This is a genomic window from Formosa sejongensis (assembly GCF_033447105.1).
In the GTDB taxonomy this organism is placed as follows: Bacteria; Bacteroidota; Bacteroidia; order Flavobacteriales; family Flavobacteriaceae; genus Formosa.
On the sequence record NZ_JAWQUN010000025.1, the window covers coordinates 22,902 to 46,755 of the forward strand.

Here is a 23,854-nt window from a genome sequence, read left to right on the forward strand (position 1 = left end):
TGATGAGACAACTTAGCGAATTTTTCAATTTTTCATTTCATTTAGGCGAAGATATTTCTGTATCTGTAAAAGCGATTTTGGTTATCTTAATCGTGATTATTATAACGTCCAGATTGCTTAAGTTATTAAGTAGATTAGTCTCAAGAAAATTGCCTGTTTCAGATAAAGTAAAATTTGAAATGCTGTTTTCTTATGCCAGTTGGATTATTTATTTAATTATCTTATTAATCACATTCGACTCTATAGGTATAAATGTTACTGCTGTATTTGCGGCTTCAGCAGCCTTATTAATAGGTGTTGGTTTGGCATTGCAAACGTTAATTCAGGATATAATTTCTGGTGTGTTTATCATTATAGATCAATCAGTACACGTTGGAGATGTTATAGAAATTGACAATAAAATTGGTCGTGTTGAAGAAATAAAATTGAGAACAACCCGAGCTGTCACCCTAAATAATCGTGTTATTATTATCCCTAATCATATTTTCCTGACAAGTAGTTTGTATAATTGGACACAAAATGGAAAAGAAACTAAAGATTCTGTTTCTGTTGGTGTAGCCTACGGTAGCGATGTAGAGTTAGTTGAAAAATTGTTATTACAATCGGTAGAAAACCACCCAGACATAGTTGAGTTTCCTGAACCTCGTGTACTGTTTATGGATTTTGGCGATAGTGCGTTAACATTTCGTATAGTATTTACATTAAGAGATAGTTTTTTAGGTGAAGGACCTAGAAGCGATGTGCGTTTTAAAATAGAAAAACTATTTAGAGCTCATAATATTTCTATTCCGTTTCCACAACGTGATTTGCATGTGGTTTCGGCTCCAGGTTTAGAAAAAACAATCAAGTAAAATTTATATTATTAAAACGCGTTGATATATTATCAACACCATTTAAATACAACAATATGCCAAAAATTTTAATTGTAGAAGATGAAGCAGCCATTCGAAGAGTTTTGGTTAAAATCTTATCCGAAGAAAATGAAACCTATCATCTGGAGGAAGCAGAAGATGGTTTAATTGGAATTGAGATGATTAAAAATGAAGACTACGATTTGGTTTTATGCGATATAAAGATGCCGAAAATGGACGGAGTCGAAGTTTTAGAAGCCGCAAAAATATTAAAACCAGAAATTCCAATTGTTATGATTTCTGGTCATGGTGATTTAGATACAGCTGTACAAACTATGCGTCTGGGGGCGTTCGATTATATTTCGAAACCACCAGATTTAAACCGTTTATTAAATACGGTTAGAAATGCCTTGGATAGAAAGAATTTGGTTGTTCAAAACAAAATTCTTAAAACTAAAGTTGGTAAGAATTACCAAATGATTGGGGAAAGTCCAGCGATTGCGAGTATAAAGGATATTATTGAAAAAGTTGCACCCACAGAAGCTCGTGTACTAATTACTGGTGCCAACGGAACAGGAAAAGAACTAGTCGCACATTGGTTACATCAAAAAAGTGAGCGTGCTAGCGGACCGATGGTAGAAGTAAATTGTGCAGCCATACCTAGCGAATTAATAGAAAGTGAACTTTTTGGTCATGTTAAAGGTGCTTTTACAAGCGCAAATAAAGACCGAGCAGGGAAGTTTGAAGCCGCTAATGGTGGAACTGTTTTTCTAGACGAAATAGGAGATATGAGTTTGTCTGCCCAGGCTAAAGTACTACGTGCGCTTCAAGAAAGCCGTGTGCAACGAGTTGGTAGCGATAAAGATATTAAAGTAGATGTTCGTGTAGTTGCTGCTACCAATAAAGATTTGAAAAAGGAAATTGAAGAAGGACGTTTTAGAGAAGATTTATACCACAGATTAGCTGTAATTTTAATACAGGTGCCCGCTTTAAACGATAGACGCGAAGATATCTCGTTGTTAGTAGATTATTTTTCTGATAAAATTGCAGGAGAACAAGGCAATGTGAAAAAAGAGTTTTCCGACACGGCAATTAAATTATTGAAATCTTACGATTGGACAGGTAATATTAGAGAACTTAGAAATGTAGTAGAGCGACTTATTATTTTAAGTGGTGACACCGTTAAAGAAAGCGATGTGAAATTATACGCAACCAAATAATAAATTTATTAAATATATAAAGGGCACTAAACGTAATAGTTTAGAGCCTTTTTTTATGGATAATTCTAAAGTCAAAAGTGTTTAGATACTATATGTTATCAGAGTAGTTGTCTTCTGTTTTTGTAATAGGCTTGTACTTCTTAGTTAAATATTCCAAAAAGTTTATCAAACGTGCTATTAATAAAAAGCATTTTTGTTTTTTAGTAGTGTAAAATTCCAAAACTGCATTCGCATTATGAAAGATATTCACATTAAAGACTTTAAAATTGATTCTAAAATAGACATAAAAGATCTAGAAACTAAAGTAGATTTAGACGCTTCAGAAAAAAAGATTGAAAAGGCTTTAGCAAAGGTTAGAGTAAAATTAGGGGAATTGCAAAACACCATGTATGCGCATGGTAAATACTCTATTTTAGTGTGTTTTCAAGGTATGGATACTGCCGGAAAAGATAGTTTGATTCGTGAAGTTTTTAAAGATTTTAATGTGAGAGGTATCGATTGCCATAGCTTTAAATCGCCAACAGAATTGGAGTTAAAACACGATTATTTATGGCGTCACTATCTGCGCTTACCTGCACGAGGTAAATTTGGGATTTTTAACAGGACACATTATGAAAACGTATTGGTTACACGTGTCCATCCTAATTATATTTTAGGCGAAAATATTCCGACAGTTACTAAAATTTCAGATGTGAATGACGAATTTTGGGACACCCGATTCAATGAAATTGTAAATTTCGAAAAACATATTACCAATAGTGGCACCATAATTTTTAAATTCTTTTTAAACCTGTCTAAAGACGAACAACGCGATAGATTAATACGCAGATTAGAAAAGAAAAGTAAAAACTGGAAGTTTTCTGCCGACGATTTAAAAGAGCGCGTGTTATGGGACAACTATCAATCGTGTTATGAAGATGCTATTAATAGAACATCAACAACAAATGCACCTTGGTATAATATTCCTGCAGACGATAAACCCTCAGCACGTTTGATCGTCGCTAATATTCTTTACGATACACTTAAAGAATATCATGATATTAAAGAGCCCGAATTAGATGCCGAAACAGAATCGAATATAGAAGCATATACAGCGCAATTAAAAAGCGAGTAGTTTTAAATATTCAAGGATTTTTATTCCTTAAATACCTCCCTAATAATAGTAATCATCCCAAAAAATAAAATGAAGAGAATAATAGTCCTAATAGTATTGTGTTTAAGTAGTCATGTTTTTGGCCAAACAGATGCAGAGATGTTAAAACAAATTTATAAATCTGCTTTAGTCGAAGGTAAAAGTTACTCGTGGTTAGAAACCTTGTCTATAGATATAGGAGGCCGATTATCGGGGTCTTTAAATGCCGAACGCGCAGTAGATTGGGGGAAAGAAGAGTTAGATTCTTTAGGATTAGATAAGGTTTGGTTACAACCAGTAATGGTTCCAAAATGGGTGAGAGGAGCTAAAGAATTTGCTTATATTAGAGCAAGTAGCGGCGTATCGACAAACGTTAATATATGTGCTTTAGGTGGTTCAGTATCTACAAACCCTTTAGGGGTTACTGCATCTGTAGTAGAAATTATGAATTTTGATGAGTTAAAAACATTAGGAGAAGCTGGAGTTAAAGGGAAAATAGTATTCTATAACAGACCAATGCAAGCCGATTTAATCAATACCTTCGAAGCTTACGGAGGTTGTGTAGACCAGCGTTATATGGGAGCTGTCGAGGCTGCTAAATATGGTGCTGCTGGTGTTATTGTAAGATCAATGACACTAAATATTGATGATTTACCTCATGCGGGAAGTATGACTTATGACGATTTGCCTCTGTCTAAACGTATTCCTTCTGCTGCGATAAGCACAAAAGATGCGAACTTATTAAGTAGCATGCTACATATGGATAGCACGCTTCAATTCTATTTTAAACAAAACTGCAGTCAATTAGAAGATGTTAAGTCTTATAATGTGATTGGAGAAATTACCGGCTCGCAATTTCCAAACGAGTTTATTATTGTTGGTGGTCATTTAGATTCTTGGGATTTAGGAGATGGCTCGCATGATGATGGAGCTGGAATAGTACAATCTATGGAAGTTTTAAGATTGTTTAAAACGTTAAAAATCAGGCCTAAACATAGTATTCGAGTGGTTATGTTTATGAATGAAGAAAATGGATTAAGAGGCGCTACTGCTTATGAAAAAGAGGCAAAAGCAAATGGAGAAAAACATATTATGGCATTAGAAAGTGACTCTGGTGGATTTACACCAAGGGGATTTACTTTTGATTGTACTGATGCTGATTTGGATAAAATATTGGCTTGGGAGCCATTATTTAAACCGTATTTAATTCATTATTTTGAAAAAGGTCACGCCGGAGCAGATGTTAGTCCGTTAAAAACGGCTACTAATATTACCGCTGGTTTGCGACCAGATTCTCAACGTTATTTCGATCATCATCATGCTTCAAACGATACTTTTGATGCTGTTAATAAACGTGAATTAGAATTGGGAGCTGCAGCAATGGCTTCACTTGTTTATTTGTTCGATACTCATGGTATATAAATAAAAAAGGTAAATATAGAATCTGAACGTTGCCTATTTCCTTGTTAACTTAATCATAAAACCAATAAAAAATGCCGTATTTCGAACTTCCAAAATATTCTGAAACATATACAGCAGGAACCGTTGCCGGTCGTTTTATTGATGGATTAGGATTTCGATACTACTGGGCAACCCAAGGCTTAACAACAACCGATTTAGATTATAAATTAACTGAAAATGGGTATTCAACCTTGGAAATTATAAATCATATCTATGATTTATCTACCATGATTAGGAATGCTGTTTCAAAAATACCACATGTAAAGCAAACGTTGAAAAAGGCTTTAACTTATGAAGAACTAAGAGGGCAAACGTTATCCAATTTAAAAACGGCTTCCGATATAATTAAGCAAGCCGAGGATTTAGAGCAATTTAATATCATTTTTAAAAGTCCGAAAGAAGAAAGAATAGTGTCTTTTTGGAATGTAATTAATGGCCCAATTGAAGATGCTGTATGGCATTGTGGACAAATTGCATCGTATAGAAGAGCATCAGGTAATCCTATAAACCCAAATGTGAAACATTTAACGGGTACTGTAAAATAAATATTTCATTTTGCTTAAATTGTTTCAACAACTTACAGAGATAAACAATTATAAAATTAAAAGACAAAGCGCCCTGAAACATATTCAGAGGCGCTTTATTTATTTTAAAAATCAGAAGTGTATTCCAAATTAATTTCTTCTATTATAACTTTATCCAATTGTAGAATTAATTATTCTCAATATCACTAATATGGTGTTCTAAAGCTTTTACTGAGATTTGTATTTCCATAATCAATAATCCTAAAGAGATAATTAATAGAATTAATGCCAAACCAAATACCCAAACGGCTATAGTTTGTTGATTGATGTAAATTAAAAACATGGTAACAACACAAAACAATAAACTTGAAATCCCTGCGATTTGCATAGATCGCGTAAGATAAAGACGTGTTTTTATGTTTTTTATTTGTTTAATATAACGCTCGTCTTTCTTCTCTAAATATTTATCGTGTAAATTTCTAACCACTGCAGCGTATGCTAAGAATCTATTAGTATAAGCAAGCATGATTAATGAAATAGCAGAAAATAAAAGGGCAGGCGTTGTTAAAGTAAGTTCGTTCATCGCGTAAAATTTTGTGTAAATTTAATAAGTTCATTTGTCATAAAAGAATTAGCATATGAAATTTGGTGTTTTTAGGATGGAATTTTATATTTAAGCTATGAAGGAAGATTTTCTGCATTATTTATGGAAATATAAAAAGTTCAGCACTAGCGGATTGTCTACCGTTAACGGAGAGCGCGTTCAGCTAATTCATGTTGGACAACATAATTTTAATTCAGGACCTGATTTTTTTAACGCTCAACTTAAAATCGACAATCAGCTTTGGGCTGGAAATGTAGAAATTCATATAAAAGCTTCAGATTGGTATGTGCATCATCACGAAGTAGATTCCAACTACGATAATGTTATTCTTCATGTGGTTTGGGAGCACGATGTGGATATCTTCAGAAAAGATAATTCAGCAATTCCAACTTTAGAACTGAAACAATATGTTTCAATATCTGCTTTAAAAGGATATCATCACTTATTTTCGAAAGAACAACGTTGGATTAATTGTGAAGATGATTTTGCTTCGGTTGATGATTTTGTGATTCAGAATTGGTTGGAACGTTTGTTTTTTGAACGGTTAGAACGAAAATCGAGTCAGATAGAAGTGCTTTTGGAAGGTTCAAAAAACGATTGGGAAGCCGTGCTTTTTAAATTACTAGCAAAGAATTTTGGATTAAAAGTAAATGGTGAAGCTTTTTTTAGCCTGGCTTCGTCCTTAGATTTTGCTGTAATTAGAAAAATTCAAACCAAAGAACATGTCTTAGAAGCGATGTTGTTTGGGCAAAGTGGTTTGTTAGAAACCGATGTAGAAGATGAATATGTTGTTACGCTTCAGAAGGAGTATCAGTTTTTAAAACAGAAATTTAATTTAACTCAGAATCATGTCACTCCGCTTCAGTTTTTTAGATTAAGGCCTCCGAATTTCCCTACAATTAGATTATCTCAACTGGCGCAGGTTTATGTTAAAAATCAAAATTTATTTTCAAGAATTATTGAAGCTAAAACAAAACAGGAATTTTACGATTTGCTTACAGTAAAAACGTCTGAATATTGGGAAACACATTATACCTTTAAGAAATCTTCTAAAAAAGTAAGTAAGTCAACGAGTAAAAATTTTATAGATCTGTTAATTATCAATACCATTATTCCTATTAAATTTAGTTATTCTAAAATTTCAGGTAAAAATTATAACGAAGATTTAATTCAATTAATTAACGAGTTAAAACCCGAACAGAATGCAATCACTAAAAAGTTTGAAAGCTTAAAACCAATTTCGAAATCTGCTTTGCAAACACAAGGGTTAATTCAGTTGAAAAACGAGTACTGTAATCTTAAAAAATGTATGCAATGTGCAGTGGGAAGCACCATTTTAAACCGATTTTAGCTATATTGCGACATGAAATTTTTTTATAAGATTTTACTCTATTTTCAAAAACGTGGTTTTTATGTTTGCCAACGTATTGCAGACCGGATTGGAATGCGTGCTAAAATAGTGAGAACATCTTTTATTTACCTCACATTTGTAACCGTTGGATTTGGTTTTGCATTATATTTATTTATTGCTTTTTGGATGCGTATTAAAGATTTACTTTATACAAAACGCACATCTGTGTTCGATTTATAGTTAAACTGAAATTACATTATTAACAAGTATAGTTTTAAAAAACGAATATTTTTTAGCAACTTGTGGCACTTTACTGGGCACCCAACCTAATTATTAACTAACATTAACAACAATTATGAAGAAGTATCTTCTTTCTTTCTTTACCCTAATCTTACCTATTATAACATTTGCACAAGAAACAACATCAGAAAAAATTGATGCTGTTTTTAAAAATTATACTGAATGGTTTGTAGATGCTATTTTTTATGAAATTCCATTTTCAGATAGCTTTCAAATACCTTGGGTCTTAATTGTACTAATGGCAGGAGCTATTTATTTCACTGTTTATTTCAAATTTATAAATTTTACAGGTTTTAAATTAGCTTTAGATGTTGTTCAAGATAAATACCACGATATTGAGAAGCACGGTGCAGATACATTGTATGGAGATGTAACTCCAAATGAAGACGAAAATATAATTGAAACCTTAAGAGACGATAGTGCAGATGGAGAAGTGTCCCACTTTCAAGCATTAACGGCAGCCTTGTCTGCAACTGTAGGTTTAGGAAATATAGCAGGTGTTGCTGTAGCTTTATCTATTGGAGGGCCTGGTGCTACGTTTTGGATGATTGTCGCTGGGTTTTTAGGGATGGCATCTAAATTTGCAGAATGTACTTTAGGTGTAAAATATCGTGATGTAGGCGAAGATGGAACTGTTTATGGAGGTCCAATGTATTACCTGAAAAAAGGTTTAGGCGAAAAAGGATTTGGTGGTTTAGGAAAAGTATTAGCTGTTCTTTTTGCCATATTTGTTATTGGTGGATCTTTTGGAGGTGGAAACATGTTTCAAGCCAATCAAGCAGCTGCTCAATTTGTGAAATTAGCAGGGATTGAAGGTTCTAACGGAGGTATGTATTTTGGTTTAGTTATGGCTGCAATTGTTGCCGTAGTAATTATTGGAGGAATAAAACGTATTGCTTCTGTAACAGAAAAAATTGTTCCGTTTATGGCGGGTATCTATGTACTAGCATCTTTAATTATTTTAATCGCAAATTATTCACATATTGGTGATGCTTTTGCTTTAATTTATGAAGGCGCATTTTCGGGCTTAGGAATTGCAGGTGGTTTAGTTGGAGTTATGATACAAGGGATACGTCGTGGAGCGTTCTCTAACGAAGCCGGTGTTGGGTCTTCTGCCATCGCGCATTCAGCAGTAAGAACAATTTATCCTGCCAGTGAAGGTATTGTGGCATTATTAGAGCCTTTTGTAGATACTGTAGTTATTTGTACAATGACTGCTTTAGTAATTATCATCACAAATTTCGATGGTCAGTTTATGGAATACGGTGTGCCAATTTCTGAAGGAGTAGAATTAACAGCTACGGCATTCGATAGTGTTATTCCGCATTTCTCAATTGTACTTACTATTGCTGTTATACTATTTGCTTTTTCAACTATGATCTCTTGGTCTTATTACGGAATGCAAGGTTGGGTTTACCTTTTCGGAAAAGGGAAAATTACAGATTTAGTTTATAAAGTATTATTCTTATTTTTCGTAGTAGTTGGATCATCAATAAGTTTAGGAGCTGTTATCAATTTCTCTGATGCTATGATCTTCGCTATGGTTGTACCAAACATTATTGGTGTGGTTATACTTACACCTGTTGTTAAGCGCGAATTAAACAAATACATGAATGCTATCTCTAAAAAAGATGACGCCTTAGAAGAAGGTGCTACTGATTATACAGACCATATGTAAAATATATTTATGAAGTTATTAAAATCCCATATCACGTTTTCAAAACAACAGCGATATGGGATTTTTTTATTGCTTTTTGTAATCTTAATACTTCAATGTGTTTACTTTTTTTGGAATAAAACGCCTGAAGATATCGAGATTCCAAGTCAAGATTTAGTAGTATTTCAGAATAAAATTGATTCACTTAAGGCTGTCGAAATTGAAAATGCTAAGCCTAAGCTGTTTCCGTTTAATCCCAATTATATTACAGACTTTAAAGGCTATAGTTTAGGAATGACAAATCAAGAAATAGATAAGCTTCATAACTATAGAAATCAAAACAAATGGATTAATTCTGCTAAAGATTTTCAGGATGTAACAGGAGTATCAGATTCGTTATTTCATAAAATATCACCGTTATTCAAATTTCCAGAATGGGTCAGTAACAAATCAACTTCAACAGGGAAATATCAACAAAAAGTTAATCGGACACTAACGTTTAAGGAGAAAATCGATTTAAATACAGCTACAACTTCAGAATTAGAAATTGTTTACGGCATTGGAGAAAAATTATCTCAACGTATTGTAAAATATAGAAATTCTTTTGATGGCGGCTTTATTGCCGATATTCAACTAGAAGATGTTTACGGACTTTCTCCAGAAGTAATCGAGGAACTTAAAGGTAAGTTTACTGTTAAAACACCACGAGTAATTACTAAGCTAAATCTCAATACAATTAGTATGGACGATTTGGTGAAAATTCAGCACATAGATTACCCACTAGCACAAGAAATATTGGAGTATCGCACACTACACGAGGGCTTCAATGATTTAAATGAATTGGAAAAAGTTAACACTTTCCCTGTTCAAAAATTAGATATAATTAAGCTATATTTGACACTCAATTAATTCCGGTATCCGGAATAAAACACACTATAATTTATGAATACGATGTACTTTACAGAAGAGCATGATTTGTTCAGAGCGAGTCTACAAGCGTTTTTAAAAAAGGAAGTGGTTCCTCATATTGATAAATGGGAAAAGACAGGAACTATAGATCGTTTTATTTGGAAGAAATTTGGAGACATGGGTTTTTTTGGAATAAATTATCCTGAAGCTTATGGCGGATTAAATTTAGATCTTTTTTATACTGTAATTTTTCTTGAAGAATTACAAAAAGTGAATTCTGGTGGTTTTGCAGCAGCTATGTGGGCACATGCTTATTTAGCGATGACACATCTTAATAAAGAAGGAGACGAGGCCATTAAACAAAAATATTTAGTCCCAAGTATTGCTGGAGATAAAATAGGTTGTTTGTGTATAAGCGAACCTTTTGGAGGAAGCGATGTTGCAGGAATGCGTACTACAGCAGTAAAAGATGGAGATACTTATGTTTTAAATGGTTCTAAAACCTTTATTACAAATGGAGTGTATAGCGATTATTTAATTGTTGCGGCAAAGACAAGTCAAGAAGAAGCACATAAAGCAATTAGCATTTTTGTGGTGGATAGAAATACGCCCGGTATTACGGCTACCAAGTTAGATAAGTTGGGTTGGAGAGCTTCAGATACTGCAGAAATTGCTTTCGATAATGTAGTGATTCCAGCATCTCAATTAATGGGAGAAGAAGGTAAAGGATTTCCATACATCATGCAGCACTTTGCATTAGAGCGTTTAATTATGGGGGTTAATGCACATGCTCGTGCAGAATTTGCTTTAGAGTATGCACAACAATATATGAGCGAACGTATGGCGTTTGGAAAAACTATAGATAAGTTTCAAGCGTTACGTCATAATTTTGCTGATTTGTATTCTGATATGACGATTTGTAAAGCGTTTAATTATTCAGTAACATATCAATTAAATAAAGGTGAATATGTTGTGAAAGAAGCGACAATTTCTAAGTTAAAATCGACTAAAATGGCCGATGAGGTGATTTATCAATGTTTACAGTTTTTAGGCGGATACGGTTATATGGAGGATTATCCTATGGCAAGATTATTACGCGATAGTCGTTTAGGGCCAATAGGAGGAGGGACTTCAGAAATTTTGAAAGAGATTATCGCCAAGATGGTTCTAGATAAAAAAGATTATAAACCGGCTACTTAAATAGTATTGAAATTTAGTAGTTTGTAGTGATTTTATGAAAATGCAAAACGTAACAGATGAATTCAATCGAATTAATATCTTTTTTTGAAAGAGACTTGAAGAAGTTAATCACTGAAATAGAACTTTATAAGAAAGAAGAAAATATTTGGAGAGTAGAGAAAAGCATTTCTAATTCGGCAGGAACTTTAACGCTTCATATAATTGGAAATTTACATGCATTTATTGGAAAAGAAATTGGGAAAACGGGGTATGTTAGAAATAGAGAACTTGAATTTACCAAACGAAATGTTCCAAGACGAGAGCTGATTGCTGGTGTTAGGGAGACTATAGAAATGGTTAATAAATCATTAATATCTCTTACAAGTGAAGAATTAAAAATGGATTACCCTGTTTTGAAATTTGTTAAAGTAGAAACAAATGAATATTTACTCTTTCATTTAATAAACCATTTAACCTATCACCTTGGACAAATAAATTATCATAGGCGACTAATGGATGTATAAAAAGTTCTACATATTCAATATATTTAGAATTTGGTTTTAGGCTTCAATAGTACACTAAAGTAAAATAGTAATGGTTAAATTATAAAGGATTGAATATGAATTTCATCAACAAAACATATAGTTTAACCATTTTAGTTTGTTTGTTTTTTATTTCAGCATATTCACAAACAGAACTAAAAAATAAGATAGTCGACTTCTCGACTATGGTTCCTATAGAAAGTGCTAGCATTTACATTAAAAACACCACTACGGGTACGATAAGTAATGCCGACGGAAAGTTTGTATTGTTAGTTCCTGATACTATGGGGAATGATACACTTGTTATTTCTTCAATAGGGTATAAGAGTTTTAAAATGCCTGTAAAAGATTTCAATAATACAGAAGAGATTTATTTAGAAGAAGATATTGCGGCCTTAGATGAAATTTTACTAGTTGCAGAAAATAGACCTAAAACGGGAAACGATATCGTGCTTAAAATGATAAGTAAGTTACCCGATAACCTTCCCGAATTGCCATATTTAGAAAAAGGATTCCTACGCCATAAAGAGCGTAATAAAAAGGAATTTAAGTGGCTTATAGAAAGTGCCATTACACTTTACGATTCTAGTGCTCAATCTCCGGCTTCAAAAAATTTAAAGATAAATGTAGACGAGATGCGTAAAAGTTACGATTTAAGAGATGTAGATAGTTTACTTGCATATACATCGTATTTAAAACAAAACGGAAATAAAAATCTTCGAGCCAAAAACTTAAAACGAGATACTATAAAAACAGCTTCGTTAGTAAAAGCCATTAAGTGGAATGATATTAGAACAAATGGACTTCAGAATTTTTTCTCTGGTAAATTGAATCTGCTTAGAAACACAAAGTCGTCTCGCGCTTTATTTGGTGAGCATGTATTAGATTTTCATCAGTTTGAATTAGATACTATTTTGGTTGATAATGAACGAAAGATTTATAAGATTAAAATTTCGGAAGGAAAAGATCATATCAATTTAGAAACCAAAGGCATTTTTAATGATGGTTATATTGCAAATGGATGGCTTTATGTGTATTGGGATACATATGCAGTAAAGAAGATTGAATATGAATTAATAGCAGCCTCAGAAGCACAAAAAACAAGAAGTAGAATACTGTTCGATACACAGATAAATCATAAATTAGTTATCACTTACATGGAATATGATAGTAAGATGTATACTAATTATGTGTCTTACGAAACTCCAAAATTAGTAAATGTGGGTTCGAAACCATCTAAATCTGACGACGAAGCAGCCGAACAACGTGCTAAAGACGAGCGTTATTATAAAACCATACAAGAAATTTTGTTCACAGAAATTATATTAGACCCGGAGGTAATTCAGTCTACTTTACACAGTGAATGGAATTCTAATATATTTGCTATTAAGCCTTATAATAAAGATTTTTGGGATAATTATAACACGCTTTTAGAGAGTGAAGAAGATGAAAAATTGATTCAAGATTTAACCAAAAGATCATCTCTTTTTAAAGATTAAAATAGCGTGAAAAAATATTTTATTTTTTTGATTGCATAATTTAAATTAATTTTTACATTTGCAGCCCGAATGCTAAAAGAGAGGAGGTTAAGGACTATGTTAAGAATACCAATTAAAGAAGGAGAAAATATAGATAGAGCGCTAAAGCGTTACAAACGTAAATTTGATAAGACAGGTACTAGGCGTCAGTTGCAAGCGCGTAGGCAGTTTGTAAAACCCTCTGTAGCGAATAGAGAACTAAATCAAAAAGCGCAATACGTACAAGGAATAAGAGATCACGCAGAAGCTTAATCTTTTTATCTAATAATACATTAAAATCCTGCACTAGCAGGATTTTTTTTGCGCAATATTTAACAACTTCCCATTTTAAACTTACTATATTAGCAAGCATACTGATGCTAATTCTATGATATTTTCCGCCTTTACAGATTATTTGTTGTTAGAGAAAAATTATTCAGCTTTAACCGTTAATGCTTATAAAAAGGACTTGACTGATTTTCTAGATTTTATACGATCAGAATATCAGGAAGAGTCGCTTCACGATGTGAATTATCCGCAAGTAAGACGTTGGATTGTAAATTTAGTAGAAAGCGGATTATCTAATCGAAGTGTAAATAGGAAATTATCTGCTTTAAATTCCTATTATAAATTCTTAATGAAGGTTGGAGATATTGACCAAAATCCGTTAGTAAAACACAAAGCTTTAAAAATTAAGAAAACCATTCAGATTCCTTTTTCTGAAAAAGAAGTAAAAACCGTTCTAGACGATTTTCCACATGAACAGGATTTTGAGGGGTTAAGAAACCGATTAATAATCGAATTATTTTATTCTACAGGAATCCGTCGTATCGAGCTGGTACAATTACAATTAGGCGATTTTAATATTTCAAACAAAACATTAAAGGTCTTAGGAAAACGGAATAAGGAACGATTGGTTCCGCTGTTACCATCTGTAATAGAGGTAATTAATCTGTATTTAAAAGAGCGACAAGTATTAAGTGGTATAACAGATAGTGATTATATGTTTTTAACCAAAAAAGGCGTTAAAATTTATGAAACACTTGTTTACAGAATAATAAATAACTATTTTAGTTTAGCATCTTCAAAAGTAAAAAAGAGCCCGCATATTTTAAGGCATTCTTTTGCAACTCATTTACTCAATCAAGGTGCAGATTTGAATGCTGTTAAAGAACTCCTAGGGCACTCTAGTTTGGCGTCGACTCAAGTTTACACGCACAATAGTATAGCAGAATTAAAGAAAGTGTATTTAAATACGCACCCAAGAAATAAGAAATAGTACGAAACGACCTATTGTTTAATAATAAATTTAAGAAGTATGAAAGTAAACATTCAATCAGTCAATTTCAATGCAGATCAATCATTGATAGACTTTATTCAGAAACGTATGGATAAGTTAGACCTATTCTATGATAAGGTTATTAGTTCCGATGTTTATTTAAAAGTGGAAAACACGAGCGATAAGGAAAATAAGATATTTGAAGCAAGAGTAAGTGTGCCAGGAGATAGTTTTGTAGTTAAAAAACAATGTAAGTCGTTTGAAGAAGGCGTAGATAGTGCAACAGCTTCTCTAGAAAGACAGCTAAAAAAGCGAAAAGAAAAATTAAAATCATATTTATGAAAAAATTATTCATAAAAATGTTTTGAATAAAAGAATAAATATATACATTTGCAGTCCGTTAGAAATAGCGGACTTTTTTTGTGATGAAAAAAGTATTAAAAGCCGATGTAGCTCAGCTGGCTAGAGCAGCTGATTTGTAATCAGCAGGTCGTGGGTTCGAGTCCCTCCATCGGCTCAATAAAGTGAAAAGTGCAACAGGAAGTTGAAAGTGTCGTGAAAACACAATTTTAACTTGGGACGAGAAGTTTATCCTGAGCATAGTCGAAGGGAAGTCCCTCCATCGGCTCAAGTTCTTTTAAAGAGTGAATAATTTATAATTGGGGAGATACTCAAGCGGCCAACGAGGGCAGACTGTAAATCTGCTGACTACGTCTTCGCAGGTTCGAATCCTGCTCTCCCCACATTATTTTTATAATGGTAACACATTATAGGGGTTTTGATAATTATAAATACAGGAATTAAAATAATGCGAGAGTAGCTCAGTTGGTAGAGCGTCAGCCTTCCAAGCTGAATGTCGCCGGTTCGAACCCGGTCTCTCGCTCAATTTTAAGCCGGTGTAGCTCAGGGGTAGAGCGTTTCCTTGGTAAGGAAGAGGTCACGGGTTCAATTCCCGTCATTGGCTCTATAAAAGCATAAAGTAGAATACACTAATATTATTATATAACTAAGATTAAATTTTTAAAACATGGCAAAGGCAACTTTTGATCGTTCCAAACCACACTTAAATATAGGTACAATTGGACACGTAGATCACGGTAAGACTACATTAACTGCAGCTATTACTACGGTATTGGCAAAAGCTGGTTATTGTGAAGTAAAAGGTTTTGATCAAATCGATAACGCACCGGAAGAAAAAGAAAGAGGTATTACTATTAATACATCTCACGTAGAGTACGCAACTGCAAATCGTCATTACGCTCACGTTGACTGTCCAGGTCACGCGGATTACGTAAAGAACATGGTTACAGGTGCAGCTCAAATGGATGGTGCTATCTTGGTGGTTGCTGCTACCGATGGTCCAATGCCTCAAACTAGAGAGCATATCTTATTAGGAAAACAAGTAGGTATTCCTCGTATGGTTGTTTTCATGAACAAGGTGGATTTAGTTGATGATGAAGAATTATTAGAATTAGTAGAAATGGAAATTAGAGATTTACTTTCTTTCTATGACTATGATGGTGATAATGGACCAGTAATTTCAGGATCTGCTTTAGGTGGATTGAATGATGATCCAACATGGGTTCCAAAAATTCTTGAATTAATGGAAGCTTGTGATACTTGGATCGAAGAGCCATTAAGAGAAGTAGATAAGCCTTTCTTAATGCCTATCGAAGATGTATTTTCTATTACAGGTCGTGGTACAGTAGCAACTGGACGTATCGAAACTGGAGTAGCTAATACTGGAGATGGTGTAGAAATTATTGGTATGGGAGCTGAGAAATTAACTTCAACTATTACTGGTATTGAAATGTTCCGTCAAATCTTAGATAGAGGTGAAGCTGGAGATAATGCAGGTATCTTATTAAGAGGTATTGCTAAAGAAGATATTAAAAGAGGAATGGTAATCTGTAAGCCAGGTTCTGTAACTCCACACGCTAAATTCAAAGCTGAAGTTTACGTTTTGAAAAAAGAAGAAGGTGGACGTCATACTCCATTCCATAACAATTACCGTCCTCAGTTTTACGTACGTACAACTGATGTAACAGGAACAATTAACTTACCTGATGGTGTTGAAATGGTAATGCCAGGAGATAACTTAACAATTACTGTTGACTTACACCAAGCAATCGCAATGAATGTTGGTTTACGTTTTGCAATCCGTGAAGGAGGTAGAACAGTAGGTGCTGGACAAGTAACTGAAATTTTAGACTAAATTAAGTTTAATACAATATAAGGTTGAGGTGTTTCTATAACGAAATACCTTGACTTTTATACGGGCGTAGCTCAGTTGGTAGAGCACTGGTCTCCAAAACCAGGTGTCGGGAGTTCGAGTCTCTCCGCCCGTGCTAATAAAGTTTTGAAAAATAATGGCTGGATTTGTAAATTACGTAAAAGAATCATTCGGAGAGTTAAAGCATAATGTAACTTGGCCAACTTTGGCAGAAGGACAGAGCTTAACTATTTTGGTAGCTGTATTCTCTACAGTGTTCTCTTTAGCAATATGGGGAGTTGATACGGTATTCAGCAAAGTCATATCATATTACTTTCATTTAATCAACTAAAAAAGTTAAAAAAAATTTTTATGTCTGAAGGAAGTGAGAAAAAGTGGTATGTTGTTAGAGCTGTAAGTGGTCAGGAAAATAAGATTAAAGCATATATTGAGAGTGAAATAGCTCGTTTAGGCTTAGAAGATTATGTAGACCAAGTATTAGTTCCTACAGAAAAAGTTATTCAAATTCGTAATGGAAAAAAAATAAGCAAAGAAAAAGTTTATTTTCCAGGGTACATTATGGTTCAAGCTAATTTAACAGGAGAAGTACCTCACATTATTAGATCTGTTACAAATGTAATTGGATTTTTAGGTGAAACAAAAGGTGGAGATCCTGTGCCATTAAGACAATCTGAAGTAAACAGAATGTTAGGTAAGGTAGATGAATTGACTGTAGATACAGAAAGTACTGTTGCAATTCCTTTTAATATTGGCGAAACAGTAAAAGTTATAGATGGACCATTCAATGGATTTGATGGTACTATTGAAAAGATAAATGAAGAAAAGCGTAAGCTAGAAGTAATGGTAAAGATTTTTGGAAGAAAAACACCATTAGAGTTAAGCTATATGCAAGTTGAAAAAGTATAATTAATATAATTATTGTTACAACGATACAGATGTGTTATACAGCTTCCAATTGTAGAAGCATATCAAAATTAAATTATTAAAAATGGCAAAAGAATTAGGTAAAGTAGTTAAGTTACAAGTTCGGGGAGGTGCAGCGAATCCGTCGCCACCGGTTGGACCCGCTTTAGGAGCTGCAGGTGTTAACATCATGGAGTTCTGTAAGCAATTCAATGCTAGAACGCAAGACAAACAAGGCAAGGTATTACCAGTTGTAATCTCTGTTTACAAAGACAAATCATTCGATTTTGTAATCAAGACACCACCAGCGGCAGTACAGTTATTAGAAGCAGCCAAGTTGAAAAAGGGTTCAGGTGAACCAAACCGAAAAAAAGTAGCTAAAGTTTCTTGGGATCAAATTAAACTTATTGCTGAAGATAAAATGCAAGATTTAAATGCATTTGAAATCGGATCAGCAATGAAAATGATCGCAGGTACCGCAAGGTCTATGGGTATAACCGTAACCGGAAACGCGCCAAATTAATCTAGAAAAAGAAATTTAAAATGGCAAGATTAGCAAAAAAACAAAAAGAAGCTGTAGCTAAAATAGAAAAAGGGAAATTTTATTCTGTTAATGAAGCATCAGCATTAGTAAAAGACATAACAAATGCAAAATTTGATGCGTCTGTAGACATCGCTGTTCGTTTAGGAGTAGATCCTAGAAAAGCAAACCAAATGGTTAGAGGTGTAGTATCTCTTCCACATGGTACAGGTAAAGACGTAAAAGTTTTAGCATTAGTAACTCCAGACAAAGAAGCAGAAGCTAAAGAAGCTGGAGCAGACTACGTAGGTTTAGACGAATATCTTGATAAAATCAAGAGTGGTTGGACAGATGTAGATGTAATTATCACTATGCCAAGTGTTATGGGTAAATTAGGACCATTAGGACGTATATTAGGACCTAGAGGATTAATGCCTAACCCAAAGACTGGTACAGTAACTATGGATGTTGCAAAAGCAGTAACTGAAGTGAAAGCTGGTAAAATTGACTTTAAAGTTGATAAAACTGGTATCGTTCATGCAGCTGTTGGTAAAGTATCTTTTAGTCAAGAGCAAATTGCAGGAAACGTAAACGAATTATTACAAACATTAATGAAATTAAAGCCAACAGCGGCTAAAGGTACTTATGTAAGAAGTATTTTTATTTCTAGTACGATGAGTCCTAGTATAGCTGTTGAGACTAAAATTGGTTAATTAGTTAAAAACTTTTATTATGACTAGAGAAGAAAAATCACAAGTAATCGAAGAATTAACTGCACAATTAGCCGATAACGCAAATATCTATATAGCAGATATTTCAGGTTTAAACGCTGTTAAAACTTCAGACTTACGTCGCGCTTGTTTCAAAGCTAATATAAAATTAGCAATAGTAAAAAATACATTACTTGAAAAAGCAATGGAAGCTTCAGATAGAGATTTCGGAGACTTACCAACTATTTTAAAAGGTAACACTTCTGTAATGTATTCTGAAACTGGTAATGCTCCAGCTAAAGTAATTCAAGCATTCAGAAAAAAATCTGATAAGCCTTTACTAAAAGGTGCTTTTATTGAAGAAACTGTTTACCTAGGAGACGACCAATTAGATGCCTTAGTAGATATCAAGTCTCGTGAAGAGTTACTTGGAGATATTATTGGATTATTACAATCGCCAGCTAAAAACGTTATTTCTGCACTTAAATCAAGTGGAGGAAAACTTGCAGGTATCTTAAAAACATTATCTGAAAAAGAAGGATAATATTAAATAGTACGCATTATTACACACACATATTATATTAAAATTTATTAAAACGATAGAAAATGGCAGATTTAAAAGATTTCGCAGAACAATTAGTTAACTTAACAGTAAAAGAAGTTAACGAATTAGCAACTATATTAAAAGATGAGTACGGTATTGAGCCTGCTGCTGCTGCTGCTGTAGCTGTTGCTGGACCAGCTGCTGAAGCTGCTGAAGAGCAAACTGAATTTGATGTTATCCTTAAAGCCGCTGGAGGTTCTAAATTAGCTGTTGTAAAGTTAGTTAAAGAATTAACAGGATTAGGTTTAAAAGAAGCTAAAGGTTTAGTTGATGATGCACCTAGTGCAATCAAAGAAGCTGTGTCTAAAGACGAAGCAGAAGCATTAAAAGCACAGTTAGAAGAGGCTGGAGCTGAGGTTGAGCTTAAGTAAGCTTATTAACCAAACAACATAAAGGTTTAGGTCTGGAGTCGTACTCTAAGACCTAGACCATTTTTGCGTATATATCATTTAGATACGCACACATTATTATTTTTAATCAAAATTTCGTCCATTGATGTTAGAAACACAAGCTGAAAGATTAAATTTCTCGTCTATTGTTAATAGAACAGATTATCCAGATTTCTTGGATATTCAGATAAAATCCTTCCAGGATTTTTTCCAACTAGAGACCAAATCTGAAGAAAGAGGTAATGAAGGTTTATATAACACCTTCATGGAAAATTTCCCTATAACAGACACACGTAATCAATTTGTTCTAGAATTCTTAGATTACTTTGTCGACCCACCTAGATACTCTTTAGAGGAATGTATCGAAAGAGGACTTACATACAGTGTTCCGCTTAAAGCAAGGTTGAAGTTGTACTGTACAGACCCTGAACATGAGGATTTCGAAACCATTGTTCAAGATGTGTATTTAGGTACAATACCTTATATGACTCCTAGCGGTACTTTTTGTATTAACGGTGCAGAACGTGTAGTAGTTTCTCAATTACACCGTTCTCCAGGAGTATTCTTTGGTCAATCATTCCACGCGAATGGTACTAAGTTATATTCAGCTAGAGTTATTCCATTTAAAGGATCTTGGATCGAATTTGCAACAGACATTAACAGTGTTATGTATGCTTATATCGATCGTAAGAAAAAGTTACCTGTAACTACTTTATTCAGAGCTATTGGTTTTGAACGTGATAAAGATATTCTTGAAATTTTTGATCTTGCTGAAGAAGTTAAAGTATCAAAATCTGGTTTAAAGAAATATCAAGGTCGTAAATTAGCTGCACGTGTACTTAACACTTGGCACGAAGATTTTGTTGATGAAGATACTGGTGAAGTAGTTTCTATTGAACGTAATGAAATTGTATTAGATCGTGATACTGTTTTAGATAAAGATAATATTGAAGAAATTCTTGAAGCGAATGTAAAGACTGTCCTTTTACATAAAGAAAGCGCACAACAAGGAGATTACGCAATTATCCATAATACGCTTCAAAAAGATCCAACAAACTCTGAAAAAGAAGCTGTTGAGCACATTTACCGTCAATTACGTAATGCAGAACCGCCAGATGAGGAAACGGCTAGAGGAATTATTGATAAATTATTCTTCTCAGATCAACGTTACTCTTTAGGTGAAGTTGGGCGTTACAGAATGAACAAGAAATTACAGTTAGATATTGGTATGGATAAGCAAGTGCTTACCAAAGAAGATATTATAACGATTATAAAATATTTAATCGAGCTTATCAACTCAAAAGCAGAGATTGATGATATTGATCACTTATCTAACCGTCGTGTACGTACAGTTGGTGAGCAATTATCTCAACAATTTGGTGTTGGTTTAGCACGTATGGCACGTACTATTCGTGAGCGTATGAATGTACGTGATAACGAAGTATTTACACCTATAGATTTAATTAATGCGAAGACCTTATCTTCTGTAATTAATTCATTTTTTGGTACGAACCAGTTATCTCAATTTATGGATCAAACAAATCCTCTTGCAGAGATTACGCACAAGCGTCGTCTTTCAGCATTAGGACCAGGAGGTTTATCAAGAGAAAGAGCAGGTTTCGAAGTACGTGATGTTCACTATACTCACTACGGTCGTTTATGTCCGATTGAAACTCCAGAAGGACCAAACATTGGTTTAATTTCTTCACTTTCTGTATTTGCAAAAGTGAATTCAATGGGATTCATCGAAACACCTTACAGACCTGTTACAAACGGAGTAGTAGATATTATTAATCCTCCAGTTTACTTAAGTGCTGAAGAGGAAGAAGAAAAATTAATTGCACAGGCAACTGTAAAAATTGATGAGAATGCTAGAATTATTCATGATAAGGTAATTGCCCGAATGGAAGGTGATTTCCCTGTTATTGAACCAACAGCACTTCATTATACAGATGTTGCACCAAACCAAATTTCGTCAATATCGGCTTCATTAATTCCGTTCTTAGAACATGATGATGCTAACCGTGCTTTGATGGGATCTAACATGATGCGTCAGGCCGTACCATTATTACGTGCCGAAGCTCCTATTGTTGGAACTGGATTAGAAAGACAAGTAGCATCAGATTCACGTGTTTTAATTAATGCAGAACGCGATGGTGTTGTAGAATATGTTGATGCAAACGAAGTTACTATTCGTTACGATCGTACAGAAGATGAAGCATCAGTAAGCTTCGATCCTGAAACAAAAACATATCCTTTAGTTAAGTTTAGAAAAACAAACCAAGGTACTTCTATCAACCTTAAACCTATCGTTCGTAAAGGCGATAAAGTTCAAAAAGGTCAAGTACTTTGTCAAGGTTATGCAACCGAAAATGGTGAATTAGCTTTAGGTAGAAACATGAAAGTAGCCTTTATGCCTTGGAAAGGGTATAACTTTGAGGATGCGATTGTAATTTCTGAAAAAGTTGTACGTGAAGATATCTTTACATCTATACATATCGACGAGTATTCTTTAGACGTGCGTGATACTAAATTAGGAAACGAAGAGTTGACTAATGATATCCCTAACGTATCTGAAGAATCGACTAAAGATTTAGATGAAAATGGTATGATTCGCGTTGGAGCAGAAGTAAAGCCTGGTGATATCCTTATAGGAAAAATCACACCAAAAGGTGAATCTGACCCAACTCCAGAAGAAAAATTATTACGTGCTATTTTTGGTGATAAAGCTGGTGATGTTAAAGATGCATCATTAAAAGCTTCTCCATCATTAAATGGTGTAGTAATTGGTAAAAAATTATTTGCTCGTGCGGTTAAAGATAAACGTAAGAGAGCTAAAGATAAAGAAGATATTACACAATTAGAAGCGATATATTATGCTAAGTTCGAAGAGCTTAAGACATTATTAATCGATAAATTGTTTGCTTTAGTAGGTGGTAAAACGGCTCAAGGTATCTTTAATGATTTAGGTGAAGAAGTATTACCAAAAGGTAAGAAATATACACTTAAAATGTTAAATGCAGTTGAAGATTATACACACTTAACATCTGGTGTATGGACAACCGACGACCATATTAATAAATTAGTTGCGGATTTAATTCACAATTACAAGATTAAAGAAAACGACTTACAAGGGTCTTTAAGACGTGAGAAGTTTACTATTTCTGTAGGAGATGAATTACCAGCAGGTATTATTAAATTAGCTAAAGTTTACATCGCTAAAAAACGTAAACTAAAAGTAGGAGATAAAATGGCGGGACGTCACGGTAACAAAGGTATTGTTGCACGTATCGTTCGTCAGGAAGATATGCCATTCTTAGAAGACGGAACACCTGTAGATATTGTATTAAATCCACTTGGGGTACCATCTCGTATGAACATTGGTCAAATTTATGAAACTGTTCTTGGTTGGGCAGGTCAAAAATTAGGTCAGAAGTATGCAACACCAATTTTTGATGGTGCGACTATTGATCAAATTACTGAATTGACAAATAAAGCTGGTGTTCCTGAATTTGGACATACCTATTTATACGATGGTGGAACTGGTCAAAGATTTGACCAAAAAGCAACTGTTGGAGTTATTTATATGATTAAGTTAGGTCATATGATTGATGACAAAATGCATGCACGTTCTATCGGACCTTACTCTTTAATTACACAACAACCATTAGGTGGTAAAGCACAATTTGGTGGTCAGCGTTTTGGAGAGATGGAAGTATGGGCACTTGAAGCATATGGTGCATCTGCAACCCTTAGAGAAATATTGACAGTTAAATCTGATGATGTTATTGGTAGAGCTAAAACTTACGAAGCAATCGTAAAAGGAGAGCAAATGCCAGAACCTGGATTACCAGAATCATTCAACGTACTTATGCACGAATTGAAAGGTTTAGGACTAGACATTAGATTAGAGGAATAATATATTGTCCATCAGGTTTAATTTAAACCTGATGGACTAAGTTTACAAAT

The 23,854-nt window shown here is 33.8% G+C and carries 24 protein-coding genes and 5 tRNA genes; 28 read left to right on the forward strand and 1 reads right to left on the reverse strand.

What is annotated here, in order from left to right:
* Window positions 1-2: 2 nt before the first annotated feature.
* The 5 genes from R6X41_RS17005 (at window position 3) to R6X41_RS17025 (ending at window position 5,209) form a co-directional block, all read left to right on the forward strand.
* Window positions 3-851, forward strand: a complete 849-nt coding sequence (locus R6X41_RS17005) for a mechanosensitive ion channel family protein (protein WP_318501558.1) — start codon at window positions 3-5, stop codon at window positions 849-851.
* A gap of 56 nt (window positions 852-907) precedes the next feature.
* A complete protein-coding gene (locus tag R6X41_RS17010; RefSeq protein ID WP_318501559.1) occupies window positions 908-2,071 on the forward strand; it encodes a sigma-54-dependent transcriptional regulator in 1,164 nt (387 codons plus the stop codon).
* Between the two features lie 235 nt (window positions 2,072-2,306).
* Window positions 2,307-3,185, forward strand: coding sequence for a PPK2 family polyphosphate kinase (locus tag R6X41_RS17015; protein WP_318501560.1), 879 nt, complete (start codon window positions 2,307-2,309; stop codon window positions 3,183-3,185).
* Between the two features lie 69 nt (window positions 3,186-3,254).
* On the forward strand, window positions 3,255-4,625 hold the full coding sequence (locus tag R6X41_RS17020; protein WP_318501561.1) for a M28 family peptidase: 1,371 nt from the start codon (window positions 3,255-3,257) through the stop codon (window positions 4,623-4,625).
* A 71-nt stretch (window positions 4,626-4,696) separates the two neighbouring features.
* Complete coding sequence (locus R6X41_RS17025) at window positions 4,697-5,209, forward strand: hypothetical protein (RefSeq protein WP_318501562.1); 513 nt, start codon at window positions 4,697-4,699, stop codon at window positions 5,207-5,209.
* Between the two features lie 166 nt (window positions 5,210-5,375).
* Here the strand turns inward: R6X41_RS17025 and R6X41_RS17030 are convergent, their stop codons facing one another.
* Window positions 5,376-5,771 (reverse strand): DUF2721 domain-containing protein, encoded by a 396-nt coding sequence (locus R6X41_RS17030; protein ID WP_318501563.1) that lies wholly within the window; start codon window positions 5,769-5,771, stop codon window positions 5,376-5,378.
* A gap of 97 nt (window positions 5,772-5,868) precedes the next feature.
* Here R6X41_RS17030 and R6X41_RS17035 point away from each other — a divergent pair, with 97 nt between their 5' ends.
* The 23 genes from R6X41_RS17035 to rpoB all read left to right on the forward strand — a co-directional run bounded on the left by R6X41_RS17035 (window position 5,869) and on the right by rpoB (window position 23,804).
* A complete protein-coding gene (locus R6X41_RS17035) occupies window positions 5,869-7,143 on the forward strand; it encodes a DUF2851 family protein (protein ID WP_318501564.1) in 1,275 nt (424 codons plus the stop codon).
* Window positions 7,144-7,155: 12 nt separating this feature from the next.
* Window positions 7,156-7,383, forward strand: coding sequence for a PspC domain-containing protein (locus tag R6X41_RS17040; RefSeq protein ID WP_318501565.1), 228 nt, complete (start codon window positions 7,156-7,158; stop codon window positions 7,381-7,383).
* Between the two features lie 115 nt (window positions 7,384-7,498).
* Entirely contained in the window at window positions 7,499-9,121 is a 1,623-nt protein-coding gene (locus tag R6X41_RS17045; RefSeq protein WP_318501566.1) for an alanine/glycine:cation symporter family protein, read from the forward strand.
* Window positions 9,122-9,130: 9 nt separating this feature from the next.
* The gene (locus R6X41_RS17050; protein WP_318501567.1) at window positions 9,131-10,009 is read left to right on the forward strand and encodes a ComEA family DNA-binding protein; all 879 of its coding nucleotides are present in this window, start codon (window positions 9,131-9,133) and stop codon (window positions 10,007-10,009) included.
* A 33-nt stretch (window positions 10,010-10,042) separates the two neighbouring features.
* A complete protein-coding gene (locus R6X41_RS17055; RefSeq protein WP_318501568.1) occupies window positions 10,043-11,209 on the forward strand; it encodes an acyl-CoA dehydrogenase family protein in 1,167 nt (388 codons plus the stop codon).
* Between the two features lie 56 nt (window positions 11,210-11,265).
* Complete coding sequence (locus tag R6X41_RS17060; RefSeq protein WP_318501569.1) at window positions 11,266-11,712, forward strand: DinB family protein; 447 nt, start codon at window positions 11,266-11,268, stop codon at window positions 11,710-11,712.
* A gap of 95 nt (window positions 11,713-11,807) precedes the next feature.
* A complete protein-coding gene (locus R6X41_RS17065) occupies window positions 11,808-13,229 on the forward strand; it encodes a carboxypeptidase-like regulatory domain-containing protein (protein ID WP_318501570.1) in 1,422 nt (473 codons plus the stop codon).
* Between the two features lie 96 nt (window positions 13,230-13,325).
* Window positions 13,326-13,520, forward strand: coding sequence for a 30S ribosomal protein S21 (rpsU, locus tag R6X41_RS17070; RefSeq protein WP_318501571.1), 195 nt, complete (start codon window positions 13,326-13,328; stop codon window positions 13,518-13,520).
* 115 nt (window positions 13,521-13,635) lie between these two features.
* Entirely contained in the window at window positions 13,636-14,526 is an 891-nt protein-coding gene (locus R6X41_RS17075) for a tyrosine-type recombinase/integrase (RefSeq protein ID WP_318501572.1), read from the forward strand.
* Window positions 14,527-14,565: 39 nt separating this feature from the next.
* Window positions 14,566-14,868 carry a ribosome hibernation-promoting factor, HPF/YfiA family gene (hpf, locus tag R6X41_RS17080; RefSeq protein WP_318501573.1) on the forward strand — a complete coding sequence of 101 codons (303 nt, stop codon included), beginning with the start codon at window positions 14,566-14,568 and terminating at the stop codon, window positions 14,866-14,868.
* Between the two features lie 101 nt (window positions 14,869-14,969).
* Window positions 14,970-15,043: transfer RNA gene (locus R6X41_RS17085), tRNA-Thr, on the forward strand.
* 144 nt (window positions 15,044-15,187) lie between these two features.
* A tRNA-Tyr gene (locus R6X41_RS17090) sits at window positions 15,188-15,269 on the forward strand.
* Window positions 15,270-15,336: 67 nt separating this feature from the next.
* Window positions 15,337-15,409, forward strand: a tRNA-Gly gene (locus tag R6X41_RS17095).
* A gap of 9 nt (window positions 15,410-15,418) precedes the next feature.
* Window positions 15,419-15,490: transfer RNA gene (locus tag R6X41_RS17100), tRNA-Thr, on the forward strand.
* A gap of 63 nt (window positions 15,491-15,553) precedes the next feature.
* The gene (gene tuf, locus R6X41_RS17105) at window positions 15,554-16,741 is read left to right on the forward strand and encodes an elongation factor Tu (RefSeq protein WP_318501574.1); all 1,188 of its coding nucleotides are present in this window, start codon (window positions 15,554-15,556) and stop codon (window positions 16,739-16,741) included.
* Between the two features lie 60 nt (window positions 16,742-16,801).
* Window positions 16,802-16,874: transfer RNA gene (locus tag R6X41_RS17110), tRNA-Trp, on the forward strand.
* 21 nt (window positions 16,875-16,895) lie between these two features.
* Entirely contained in the window at window positions 16,896-17,090 is a 195-nt protein-coding gene (gene secE / locus R6X41_RS17115; protein WP_318501575.1) for a preprotein translocase subunit SecE, read from the forward strand.
* Window positions 17,091-17,110: 20 nt separating this feature from the next.
* Window positions 17,111-17,665, forward strand: coding sequence for a transcription termination/antitermination protein NusG (gene nusG / locus R6X41_RS17120; protein WP_318501576.1), 555 nt, complete (start codon window positions 17,111-17,113; stop codon window positions 17,663-17,665).
* Window positions 17,666-17,747: 82 nt separating this feature from the next.
* Window positions 17,748-18,185, forward strand: coding sequence for a 50S ribosomal protein L11 (gene rplK, locus R6X41_RS17125; RefSeq protein ID WP_318501577.1), 438 nt, complete (start codon window positions 17,748-17,750; stop codon window positions 18,183-18,185).
* Between the two features lie 20 nt (window positions 18,186-18,205).
* On the forward strand, window positions 18,206-18,895 hold the full coding sequence (gene rplA, locus R6X41_RS17130) for a 50S ribosomal protein L1 (protein WP_318501578.1): 690 nt from the start codon (window positions 18,206-18,208) through the stop codon (window positions 18,893-18,895).
* A gap of 19 nt (window positions 18,896-18,914) precedes the next feature.
* Window positions 18,915-19,436, forward strand: coding sequence for a 50S ribosomal protein L10 (rplJ, locus tag R6X41_RS17135; RefSeq protein WP_318501579.1), 522 nt, complete (start codon window positions 18,915-18,917; stop codon window positions 19,434-19,436).
* A 62-nt stretch (window positions 19,437-19,498) separates the two neighbouring features.
* The gene (gene rplL / locus R6X41_RS17140; RefSeq protein ID WP_318501580.1) at window positions 19,499-19,867 is read left to right on the forward strand and encodes a 50S ribosomal protein L7/L12; all 369 of its coding nucleotides are present in this window, start codon (window positions 19,499-19,501) and stop codon (window positions 19,865-19,867) included.
* A gap of 124 nt (window positions 19,868-19,991) precedes the next feature.
* Window positions 19,992-23,804: a DNA-directed RNA polymerase subunit beta gene (gene rpoB, locus R6X41_RS17145; RefSeq protein ID WP_318501590.1), complete on the forward strand. Its 3,813-nt coding sequence runs from the start codon at window positions 19,992-19,994 to the stop codon at window positions 23,802-23,804.
* Window positions 23,805-23,854: the final 50 nt, after the last annotated feature.

Excerpts from the sequence above, each read along its gene's own strand:
- R6X41_RS17005 (WP_318501558.1), top strand. The coding sequence starts at position 3 with ATGAGACAACTTAGCGAATTTTTCAATTTTTCATTTCATTTAGGCGAA.
- R6X41_RS17010 (WP_318501559.1), top strand. The coding sequence starts at position 908 with ATGCCAAAAATTTTAATTGTAGAAGATGAAGCAGCCATTCGAAGAGTT.
- R6X41_RS17015 (WP_318501560.1), top strand. The coding sequence starts at position 2,307 with ATGAAAGATATTCACATTAAAGACTTTAAAATTGATTCTAAAATAGAC.
- R6X41_RS17020 (WP_318501561.1), top strand. The coding sequence starts at position 3,255 with ATGAAGAGAATAATAGTCCTAATAGTATTGTGTTTAAGTAGTCATGTT.
- R6X41_RS17025 (WP_318501562.1), top strand. The coding sequence starts at position 4,697 with ATGCCGTATTTCGAACTTCCAAAATATTCTGAAACATATACAGCAGGA.
- R6X41_RS17030 (WP_318501563.1), bottom strand. The coding sequence starts at position 5,771 with ATGAACGAACTTACTTTAACAACGCCTGCCCTTTTATTTTCTGCTATT.
- R6X41_RS17035 (WP_318501564.1), top strand. The coding sequence starts at position 5,869 with ATGAAGGAAGATTTTCTGCATTATTTATGGAAATATAAAAAGTTCAGC.
- R6X41_RS17040 (WP_318501565.1), top strand. The coding sequence starts at position 7,156 with ATGAAATTTTTTTATAAGATTTTACTCTATTTTCAAAAACGTGGTTTT.
- R6X41_RS17045 (WP_318501566.1), top strand. The coding sequence starts at position 7,499 with ATGAAGAAGTATCTTCTTTCTTTCTTTACCCTAATCTTACCTATTATA.
- R6X41_RS17050 (WP_318501567.1), top strand. The coding sequence starts at position 9,131 with ATGAAGTTATTAAAATCCCATATCACGTTTTCAAAACAACAGCGATAT.
- R6X41_RS17055 (WP_318501568.1), top strand. The coding sequence starts at position 10,043 with ATGAATACGATGTACTTTACAGAAGAGCATGATTTGTTCAGAGCGAGT.
- R6X41_RS17060 (WP_318501569.1), top strand. The coding sequence starts at position 11,266 with ATGAATTCAATCGAATTAATATCTTTTTTTGAAAGAGACTTGAAGAAG.
- R6X41_RS17065 (WP_318501570.1), top strand. The coding sequence starts at position 11,808 with ATGAATTTCATCAACAAAACATATAGTTTAACCATTTTAGTTTGTTTG.
- rpsU (WP_318501571.1), top strand. The coding sequence starts at position 13,326 with ATGTTAAGAATACCAATTAAAGAAGGAGAAAATATAGATAGAGCGCTA.
- R6X41_RS17075 (WP_318501572.1), top strand. The coding sequence starts at position 13,636 with ATGATATTTTCCGCCTTTACAGATTATTTGTTGTTAGAGAAAAATTAT.
- hpf (WP_318501573.1), top strand. The coding sequence starts at position 14,566 with ATGAAAGTAAACATTCAATCAGTCAATTTCAATGCAGATCAATCATTG.
- tuf (WP_318501574.1), top strand. The coding sequence starts at position 15,554 with ATGGCAAAGGCAACTTTTGATCGTTCCAAACCACACTTAAATATAGGT.
- secE (WP_318501575.1), top strand. The coding sequence starts at position 16,896 with ATGGCTGGATTTGTAAATTACGTAAAAGAATCATTCGGAGAGTTAAAG.
- nusG (WP_318501576.1), top strand. The coding sequence starts at position 17,111 with ATGTCTGAAGGAAGTGAGAAAAAGTGGTATGTTGTTAGAGCTGTAAGT.
- rplK (WP_318501577.1), top strand. The coding sequence starts at position 17,748 with ATGGCAAAAGAATTAGGTAAAGTAGTTAAGTTACAAGTTCGGGGAGGT.
- rplA (WP_318501578.1), top strand. The coding sequence starts at position 18,206 with ATGGCAAGATTAGCAAAAAAACAAAAAGAAGCTGTAGCTAAAATAGAA.
- rplJ (WP_318501579.1), top strand. The coding sequence starts at position 18,915 with ATGACTAGAGAAGAAAAATCACAAGTAATCGAAGAATTAACTGCACAA.
- rplL (WP_318501580.1), top strand. The coding sequence starts at position 19,499 with ATGGCAGATTTAAAAGATTTCGCAGAACAATTAGTTAACTTAACAGTA.
- rpoB (WP_318501590.1), top strand. The coding sequence starts at position 19,992 with ATGTTAGAAACACAAGCTGAAAGATTAAATTTCTCGTCTATTGTTAAT.